The sequence below is a fragment of the Stenotrophomonas terrae genome, assembly GCF_039674165.1.
GTDB classification, from domain to species: Bacteria; Pseudomonadota; Gammaproteobacteria; order Xanthomonadales; family Xanthomonadaceae; genus Stenotrophomonas; species Stenotrophomonas terrae_A.
The window spans coordinates 1-8,430 of record NZ_JBDJMY010000076.1; the positions used below are offsets into that span (position 1 = coordinate 1).

The following is an 8,430-nucleotide window of genomic DNA, read 5'->3' on the forward strand; positions in this document are numbered from 1 at the left end:
AAGTGTCGAGCCGCGCCAGGCTGGGCGGGGGCCTTACGGGGAGCCCCCCGGCCGCGCAGGGCTCGGCACTACATGCCCCCTCCCTTGCACGAAGTGCAGGGGAGGGTTGGGGAGGGGTAGCTTTTGCGGCATTACCGGTGGAGCCCCTGCCGAGCATGGCTCGGCACTACATGCTCCCTCCCTTGCACGAAGTGCAGGGGAGGGCTGAGCTCCGCTTACTGCTGCTCGCGGGCGATCGCGCGCCAGCCGATGTCGTTGCGGTGGAACTCATTGGCCCAATGGATTCTGGCCACGCCCGCATACGCATGCTTCTGCGCATCGCCCACGCTGTCGCCCAATGCCGCCACGCACAGTACGCGGCCGCCGGCGCTGACCACGTTGCCGTCGGCGTCCAGCGCGGTGCCGGCATGGAATACCTTGGCACTGGCGGGGACGTCGTTCAGCCCGCTGATCACATCACCGGTGATCGGCGTTTCCGGATAGGGCTTGGCAGCCAGTACAACACCCAGCGACGGGCGCGGATCCCATTGCGCGTCCACGCCAGCCAGCGCGCCATCAGTGGCGGCTTCCAGCAGATCCACCAGATCCGACTGCAGGCGCAGCATCACCGGTTGGGTTTCCGGGTCGCCGAAGCGCACGTTGAATTCGATCACCTTCGGTGCGCCGTCGGCGTCGATCATCAGGCCGGCATACAGGAAACCAGTGAACGGCACGCCGTCGGCGATCATGCCGGCCACGGTCGGCTCCACTACTTCGCGCATTACCCGCGCGTGCACTTCCGGCGTCACTACCGGGGCGGGTGAGTACGCACCCATGCCACCCGTATTCGGGCCGGTGTCGCCATCGCCCACGCGCTTGTGGTCCTGGCTGGTGGCCATCGGCAATGCGACGCGGCCATCGACCATCGAAATGAAACTGGCTTCCTCGCCTTCGAGGAACTCCTCGATCACCACGCGCGCGCCGGCATCGCCAAAGGCGTTGCCGCTGAGCATGTCGTGCACGGCAGCCTCGGCTTCTTCCATCGTCATCGCCACGATCACACCCTTGCCGGCAGCAAGACCGTCGGCCTTGATGACGATGGGCGCGCCCTTCTCATGCAGGTAGGCCAGTGCGGCATCAACCTCGGTGTGCACGGCGTAGTACGCGGTGGGAATGCCGTGGCGTGCCAGGAAATCCTTGGCGAAGGCCTTGCTGCCTTCCAGCTGCGCGGCAGCAGCGGTGGGCCCGAAGATGCGCAGGCCGGTGTCGCGGAAGCGATCGACAACGCCCAGCACCAGCGGTACTTCCGGGCCAACCACGGTCAGGCCCACGGCCTCGTCCTGTGCCAGCTTCAGCAGGCCATCGATATCGTTGACCTTGACCGCGACGTTGCGGCATTTGCCTTCGGTGGCGCTGCCGGCGTTGCCGGGAGCAACGATCACTTCGCTTACGCGCGGCGATTGCGCCAACTTCCAGGCCAGGGCGTGTTCGCGGCCACCAGAGCCGATGACGAGGATTTTCATGAAGTCAGTTCCTGTGGGGCATCAATGGGTAGTGCAATCGGAGGCTTTCAGCGCGACGTTGAAGAACACCGCGCCATTGGCATCCACGAAGCGGCGCTGCACGCCACCACCGGCGGCGAAGACTGGCTGCAATGCCGGTTCCGCGCACAGCTCGGCGATGGCCTGGTTTTCATCACGGCGCAATGCCGCAAACACATCGGGCTTTGCCTTGGCCATGTCCACGGTGGCATCGGGGAAACGCACCACCAACACGATGTCAGCACCTTGGAGGTGCGCCGAATCGGTGATCAGACCATCGCGGTAAGGTTTGGGAAGCTGCTTGCCGAGTGCGGTCAACGCGGTCTGCTGGGCATCGCCAGGCGAGTTGTTCCCACAACCGGCAAGCAGCACCGCGCAAAGGCCGGCGGTTACTGCGAGGATCACCTTGCGCATCAGTTGCACGCCTCGATCTGCATGGTCGAAGGAATCGAATAGCGCAACTGCGCCGTGTCGTAGTCGATGCTGTGACTCTTGTTGACCGCGCCAGCACAGCCGCGGCCCTTCTCCTGCACGCGCAGCGGCCAGTAAGCCAGCTGCGGTTGGCTGTCATCGGGAACGGCGTCGAAGTTCAGGTCCAGGCGGCCGTGCGAACAGTTGCCGGATGCATTGCAGTCAATGGCGTTGTGGTCGTCCAAATGGCTGCGCAGCCAGCCCGCGCTCGACAGCGTCTTGTCGCCGTCGAACAGATACCAGGCGCGGTTGCGCATCAAGGCACCGACCACCACCAGCTCGTCGTCGACCTGGAAACCCCAGGCATTGGCGCCCATCTGCAAGGCGGTGACGCTGCCGGGCTTGCCGCCGGTGCCGCTGCCCTGGCCGAGCAGTTCGGCGGCAACGCTGACGCCGTCATCGGCGGCGCGGCGCAGCACGATGAAATCGGTGCTGCCCAGTTCGATCGGGCTGGCATCGTCATACGCGGTGCAGACCGCCAGCATGCGATAGCTGCCGCTCTGCACCTGGATGGCCTGGTCGGCACAGATGTCGCGATGGACCGGGCGGGCATGATCCAGGTCGGGATCATTCAACTGCTGCGCCCATTGCCCCTGCAATTGCGCGCTGGCGCCATAACGTTCCTGCAGCAGGGCCAACACACCGGCCTCGTAGCTGAGCTTTGGTTTCGCAGCAGGCACATCGTTCTGTGCGGGCGTGCCCTGCTGGCAAGCCGCCAGCAGGGCGACGGCGAGCAGGGAGATCAAACGCGGGATAACCCTGGTCGCCATGTGCCGGTTCTCAGTAACGGGATCAGTGACGGAAGTGGCGCACGCCGGTGAACACCATGGCGATGCCATGTTCATCGGCAGCGGCGATCACTTCGTTGTCGCGCATCGAACCGCCCGGCTGGATCACCGCGGTGATGCCGGCTTCGGCGGCGGCGTCCAGGCCATCGCGGAACGGGAAGAATGCATCCGATGCCATCACCGAGCCCGGCACCACCAGGCCGGCATCGGCGGCCTTGATGCCGGCGATACGTGCCGAGTAGACGCGGCTCATCTGGCCGGCGCCAACGCCGATGGTGCGCTCGTCCTTGGCGTAGACAATCGCGTTGGACTTGACGTACTTGGCCACGCGCCAGGCAAACAGCAGGTCACGCGTTTCAGCCGCAGTCGGCGCGCGCTGGGTGACGGTCTTCAGCTCATCGGCGCTCATGCCGCGGTTGTCGGCGCTCTGAATGAGCAGGCCCGAACCAATGCGCTTGGTGTCGTAGTTGTTGCGGGCATCGCCGGCCGGAATGCGCAGCACGCGTACATTGGCTTTCTTGGTGGCGTATTCCAGCGCGGCCGGTTCGTAGTCCGGTGCGATCAGCACTTCGACGAACTGGCGGTCGAGGATGGCCTTGGCGGTGGCCGCGTCCAGCGTGCGGTTGAAGGCGAGGATGCCGCCGAAGGCGCTGGTCGGGTCGGTGTTGTAGGCCATTTCGTAGGCGGCGCCGACATCGGCAGCCACGGCTACACCACACGGATTGGCGTGCTTGACGATGACGCAGGCCGGCACCTCGAACTGACGCACGCATTCCCATGCAGCATCGGCGTCGGCCAGGTTGTTGTAGCTAAGTTCCTTGCCCTGCAGCTGCACGAAGGTAGCCAGGGTGCCCGGCACCGGGTAGAGGTCGCGGTAGAACACGCCGCTCTGGTGCGGGTTTTCGCCGTAGCGCAGGTCCATGACCTTGATGAAGGAGGAATTCATCTGCGCCGGGTATTCATTGCGCACCGGTACTGCAGCGCTGGTGTCGGTGACAGCCGACAGATAGTTGCTGATTGCCGCGTCGTACTGGGCGACGCGGTTGAACGCGGCCACCGACAGTTCAAAACGCTTGGCCGCCGACAGCTGGCCGTCGTTGTTGGCCAGCTCGGCCAGCAGCGCTTCGTATTGATCCGGGCTGGTGGTCACGGCAACGCGGGCGAAGTTTTTGGCCGCGCTGCGCAGCATCGCCGGGCCACCGATGTCGATGTTTTCCACGGCGTCGGCCAGGCTGCAATCGGCCTTGGCGGTGACCGACTCGAACGGATACAGGTTCAGTACCAGCAGGTCGATGGCAGCAATGCCGTGTTCGGCCATCACCGCATCATCGGTGCCGGCGCGGCCCAGCAGGCCGCCGTGCACCATCGGGTGAAGGGTCTTGACCCGGCCGTCCATCATTTCCGGGAAGCCGGTGACATCGGACACGTCCTTGACCGGCAGCCCGGCCTCGCGGATCGCCTTGGCGGTGCCGCCGGTGGACAGCAGCTCGACGTTGCGGGCAGCCAGGGCACGGGCCAGATCGATCAGGCCGGTCTTGTCGGAAACGGACAGCAGAGCCCGGCGTACGGGCAGCAGATCAGAGGACATGGGGAGGCAGGGGGAAGCGGAAGCGGGCCAATATTGTAGCCGCGCGCTCCCACCCGTGGTCGCCAAAGGTTTCACCGTAGTGCCGAGCCATGCTCGGCAGGGGGCGTTACAGGCAATGCACCGTAGTGCCGAGCCATGCTCGGCAGGGGCGTTCCAGGCAATGCCCTGTAGTGCCGAGCCATGCTCGGCAAGGGGCGTTACAGGCAATGCGTAGGTACCGCCGAATGATGCTCGGCAAGGGCCTTTGCCCGCGATGCACGACGGCAGGGGGCACCGGTAACGCTTCAGCCGAGCATGGCTCGGCTCTACAGGTGATGCGGCGGCTTACGCCAGCCCGTATTCCTTCAGCTTCTTGCGCAGGGTGGCGCGGTGAATGCCCAGCAGCGCGGCAGCACGGCTCTGGTTGCCTTCGCAGTGGTTCAACACTTCCACGAACAAGGGGATTTCCATCTCGCGCAGCACGATCTCGTACACGTCGTCCGCGTCACAGCCATCCAGGTCGCGCAGGTAGCGCCGAACGGACTGGGCAACGTGTTCGCGAAGCGGCGGCTTCGGAGCGCCACGACTGGTGTCAGGACGGGTGGGGGCAGCGTTCAAGGAAATTCCCGGATTCAGCAAAGTCGGGCGCGGTTGGCCCGGCGTGGGGGAGGGAGTCTAGCGCGTGGACCGCCGGCCTGCCACGCCATTGACCCACGGTTACTGAAATTCAAAGCTGAAGGCGACCGTGGCGGCCGCCGGTTCGCGCAGTCGGAATGACACCTGCGCGCTTTGTCCGGGTTCCAGCCGCGCCTGCGGGTCGGCGCCGGCGCCCAGGTATTCGGCCGCCTGCAGGGTGCGCCGGCCGATCACCCGGCCATCGGCATCGGACAGGGACAAGCGCAAGGCCGGCCAGGCCTGCGCCCAACGTGCGTCATTGCGGAAGCTGGCTTGCACCTGCAGCGCGCCCGCCTGCCCGGGCACCGGGCGGATATCGCGGCTGAGCATGCTGAACGCGCTGGGTTCATGCCACGGCGGCAGCGTGCAGCGCAGCACCGTGCACAGCGCGCTGACCAGCGGCCGGGTGCCGGCATCGGCGGCCAATCTGGCGCGGTCGGACAGAATGATCTGCAGGCCGAGCAGCAGGGCCAGGGCCAGCACCACGCCCCATTGCCAGCGCGGCGTATCGGTGGGGACTGCGGTTGGCCTGGCGCTGGCGCGGGCAAAACTGGGCGCGGCCACGGTCGGCGCTGCCTCGTCTTCTGCCGATGCCGCGTCCTCGATGACCTCGACGCTGCTGGCGCTGTCAGCAGCACTGGCAGCTTCAAGTGACACGGCTGTCGGTGCTTCCTCGCTGGCCGGGGCGGCGTCAGGCGAGTCCACCGGTGAGGGCAGATCCAGCGTGAGTGTTGCCTGTGCATCAGCGGCCGCCAGCGTGTCCGCTGCGCTTTCCGGCGCAGCGGTTGGGGCGGGTGTGGCCGGACCTTGCAGGAAGGTCGCCAGGGAACGGCGGGCGGGCTTGGTCTTTTCAGTCATGGCAGGGCAGGCCGAGGCACTGTCGCCATTCAAGCACGGCGCACGCCGGTGATGCGCATCCAATCGCCATCCTGGGTGGCTTCAAGCTGATCGAACCACGCCGCGTAGCGTTCCAGCAGCTCGTCTTCCTGGCCATGCAGGATGCCGGACAAGGCAATCTGTCCGCCTGCCGCGACGCGTGCGGCCAGCAGTTCGGCCAGTGCATCCAGGGCCGAGGCCAGGATGTTGGCGACCACCACCGGATAGGTGGCGACCGGCTCGTCTTCCGGCAGATAGGCGGCGATATGCACGCCGTTGCGCTCGCCGTTGTCATGGGTGGCGATCAGCGCCTGCGGGTCGTTGTCCACGCCAACCGCAGCGGCGGCACCGAGCTTCAGCGCGGCCAGGGCGAGGATGCCGGAGCCGCAGCCGAAATCCAGCACGGTGTTGCCGGCCAGCTTGCCTTCGGCCGAGAGCTGGTCCAGCCAGCGCAGGCACAGGGCGGTGGTCGGGTGGGTGCCCGAGCCGAAAGCCAGGCCCGGGTCGAGCCGGACAATGGCGGCGTCGGCGGCCTGTGCGGCCTCCGGCAGCTCATGGTTCCACGGCACGATCCAGGTGCGCTGGCCGAACTGCATGGGCTGGAACTGGTCCAGCCAGGCGCGTTCCCAGTCTTCGTCCTGTACGGCGCGGAAGCTGGCGTTGGTCCATTCCAGGCCGGGGTCGAAGGACTCCAGTGCGGCCAGCAGGGCCAGCGCATTGGTGTCGGCCGGGAACAGCGCACTCAGGGTCAGCTCGTTCCACAGCGGGGTTTCGCCCACGCCCGGTTCCAGGATTGCGCGCTCGTTGCTGGTGTCAGCGTCGGCGTCGAGCATGGTCACCGCCAGCGCGCCGACGTCGTCGAGGGCATTCTCGTAACGGGGCTGGGTGGCTTCGGTGCAGCGCAGGGTCAATTCGAGGAAGGGCATGGGGGCTTACGGCAACAGCGGGACAGGGGACGCATCCTAGACGAGGCGGGCGCCAATTGCCCGTTCAGCTTGTTGGTTCATTCGTGCCGGCCGCCGGCCTTGATAGAATCCCCGCCCTGTACCTGTATCTCAGGCTGCTGCCTTCCCATGTTCTCGTTGCTGGCCAGAAAACCCTGGTATCTGTTGGTGCTGCCTGCGGCAGTGCTGATGGCTGCGTTGGGTGTTCGCAGTGGGGCCAGTGTGCACGCAGGCAATGCGGACGCAGCTGCCGTAGCGGCCGCCAGCGATGCCGGCCCGGCCACGCTGGCAGCGCCGCTGCTGGGCGGCAACAGGGAGCTGCCGGAGCGTTCCACCGCGGTAGCGGCTGGCTTGCCGTTGGATCTGCGCGCAGCGCTGGAAAACGGCACCGATTTGTTTGCCTATGCGCAGCAGCTGCAGGTCGCTGCGGATGCGGGCAATGCCGAAGCGGGCTGGATAGCCAGTCGCATCTACGATCACTGTGGCGTGTTTGCGATGGACCCATCGGGCTATGCGCTGGATAGCGCCGCATTGCAGCGCATGGATCTGGACGCGATCTCCGCGATGTTGGCTGCGCGCGGCAAGGTGCGGCAGAGCTGCGCGGGCTTCAGTTCCGCCGATGGTCTGGGCCGCGCTCGTCTGCTGCAGCAGCGGCTGGCATCGGCCAAGGCCGGCAATCTGGCCGCCGAGGCAGCCATGCTGTCGATGGGTGAGCCCTTGATCGACACCCCCGAGTACCGGCGTGCGCTGGTGGAGCGGGTGCAGTCTTCGCAGGACCCGGAGGCCTTCCTGGCCATATCCGGTGCAATGGGCAGTGCAGCGGCCGGTGATGAGGCCTATCGCGGCATGGTTGCCGGTAGCCAGTTCAGCCAGTTGGCCTGGCAGGTTGCCGCCTGCCAATTGGGTTTGGCCTGCGGCCCGGACAGCACCTTGATGGTGGCCTACTGCGCCAATGGCGGGATCTGCTCGCGCGATCCCCAACAGGATTTTGAGTCATTCGTTTACGACGCTGCGGTATCGCGGCAGGGTATGGAAAAAATGAACGAGATGGTCAGCAGCTTGCGCAGTGCGCAGCGAGGTGTGCAATGAACTACCGACGTTTCATGCACGGGGCGAAGTTCTGGATCTGGGTCGTGCTGTTCGTGGCCTATTCGGCAGGCGCGGTGGGCGTGGTGTTGATAGACACCTACGAAGACCGTTACCGAGCCCTGTCCAAGATCAAGCTGACCAGCGTCAAGTCCGATGCGGACCTGCGCCGCGCCGGTGCAACCCAGGCCGCGGCGGTGTATCGCGCGCAGAGCGGCATGCCGTTCAACACCCTGCAGCCGGGCAGCAGCTTCCAGATCGTATGGCCGGATGGTTCGGTGGAAACGGTGACGGTGATGGACCCGTCCTCGCCGCTGGGCACCGAGCCGGTCAAGGGCACCGTGGTGGACGCCGAGTAAACCGGCGTTGCCATCAGGCACGAAAAAGGCGGGGATTCCCCGCCTTTTTTTGTGCCTGCGTGTAATACCAAGCAATGATCGGCCGAAGCGTCACCTGTAGTGCCGAGCCATGCTCGGCATGGGCGTTACCGGTAGAGCCTCTGC

General features: G+C 65.9%; 9 protein-coding genes. 2 read left to right on the forward strand and 7 right to left on the reverse strand.

The window, feature by feature from the left end; genetic code table 11:
• Window positions 1-215 precede the first annotated feature (215 nt).
• The 7 genes from purD to prmA all read right to left on the reverse strand — a co-directional run bounded on the left by purD (window position 216) and on the right by prmA (window position 6,823).
• On the reverse strand, window positions 216-1,502 hold the full coding sequence (gene purD / locus ABE493_RS18975; RefSeq protein WP_346500892.1) for a phosphoribosylamine--glycine ligase: 1,287 nt from the start codon (window positions 1,500-1,502) through the stop codon (window positions 216-218).
• A 21-nt stretch (window positions 1,503-1,523) separates the two neighbouring features.
• Window positions 1,524-1,943 carry a hypothetical protein gene (locus tag ABE493_RS18980; protein WP_346500894.1) on the reverse strand — a complete coding sequence of 140 codons (420 nt, stop codon included), beginning with the start codon at window positions 1,941-1,943 and terminating at the stop codon, window positions 1,524-1,526.
• Window positions 1,934-2,761 carry a hypothetical protein gene (locus ABE493_RS18985; protein WP_346500896.1) on the reverse strand — a complete coding sequence of 276 codons (828 nt, stop codon included), beginning with the start codon at window positions 2,759-2,761 and terminating at the stop codon, window positions 1,934-1,936. The genes ABE493_RS18980 and ABE493_RS18985 overlap by 10 nt, the downstream gene beginning before the upstream one ends.
• Before the next feature lie 22 nt (window positions 2,762-2,783).
• Complete coding sequence (purH, locus tag ABE493_RS18990; RefSeq protein ID WP_346500898.1) at window positions 2,784-4,367, reverse strand: bifunctional phosphoribosylaminoimidazolecarboxamide formyltransferase/IMP cyclohydrolase; 1,584 nt, start codon at window positions 4,365-4,367, stop codon at window positions 2,784-2,786.
• 324 nt (window positions 4,368-4,691) lie between these two features.
• A complete protein-coding gene (fis, locus tag ABE493_RS18995) occupies window positions 4,692-4,964 on the reverse strand; it encodes a DNA-binding transcriptional regulator Fis (RefSeq protein WP_057626401.1) in 273 nt (90 codons plus the stop codon).
• Window positions 4,965-5,063: 99 nt separating this feature from the next.
• Complete coding sequence (locus tag ABE493_RS19000) at window positions 5,064-5,879, reverse strand: DUF3426 domain-containing protein (protein WP_346500901.1); 816 nt, start codon at window positions 5,877-5,879, stop codon at window positions 5,064-5,066.
• A gap of 29 nt (window positions 5,880-5,908) precedes the next feature.
• Complete coding sequence (gene prmA, locus ABE493_RS19005) at window positions 5,909-6,823, reverse strand: 50S ribosomal protein L11 methyltransferase (RefSeq protein WP_346500903.1); 915 nt, start codon at window positions 6,821-6,823, stop codon at window positions 5,909-5,911.
• Between the two features lie 147 nt (window positions 6,824-6,970).
• Here prmA and ABE493_RS19010 point away from each other — a divergent pair, with 147 nt between their 5' ends.
• Both ABE493_RS19010 and ABE493_RS19015 read left to right on the forward strand, forming a co-directional pair.
• The gene (locus tag ABE493_RS19010; RefSeq protein WP_346500905.1) at window positions 6,971-7,930 is read left to right on the forward strand and encodes a hypothetical protein; all 960 of its coding nucleotides are present in this window, start codon (window positions 6,971-6,973) and stop codon (window positions 7,928-7,930) included.
• Entirely contained in the window at window positions 7,927-8,286 is a 360-nt protein-coding gene (locus ABE493_RS19015) for a hypothetical protein (protein WP_346500908.1), read from the forward strand. Before ABE493_RS19010 ends, ABE493_RS19015 begins: the two co-directional genes overlap by 4 nt.
• Window positions 8,287-8,430: the final 144 nt, after the last annotated feature.

Bases quoted from the DNA above. Each gene is read 5' to 3' on its own strand.
- purD (WP_346500892.1), bottom strand. From the start codon at position 1,502: ATGAAAATCCTCGTCATCGGCTCTGGTGGCCGCGAACACGCCCTGGCC.
- ABE493_RS18985 (WP_346500896.1), bottom strand. From the start codon at position 2,761: ATGGCGACCAGGGTTATCCCGCGTTTGATCTCCCTGCTCGCCGTCGCC.
- purH (WP_346500898.1), bottom strand. From the start codon at position 4,367: ATGTCCTCTGATCTGCTGCCCGTACGCCGGGCTCTGCTGTCCGTTTCC.
- ABE493_RS19000 (WP_346500901.1), bottom strand. From the start codon at position 5,879: ATGACTGAAAAGACCAAGCCCGCCCGCCGTTCCCTGGCGACCTTCCTG.
- prmA (WP_346500903.1), bottom strand. From the start codon at position 6,823: ATGCCCTTCCTCGAATTGACCCTGCGCTGCACCGAAGCCACCCAGCCC.
- ABE493_RS19010 (WP_346500905.1), top strand. From the start codon at position 6,971: ATGTTCTCGTTGCTGGCCAGAAAACCCTGGTATCTGTTGGTGCTGCCT.
- ABE493_RS19015 (WP_346500908.1), top strand. From the start codon at position 7,927: ATGAACTACCGACGTTTCATGCACGGGGCGAAGTTCTGGATCTGGGTC.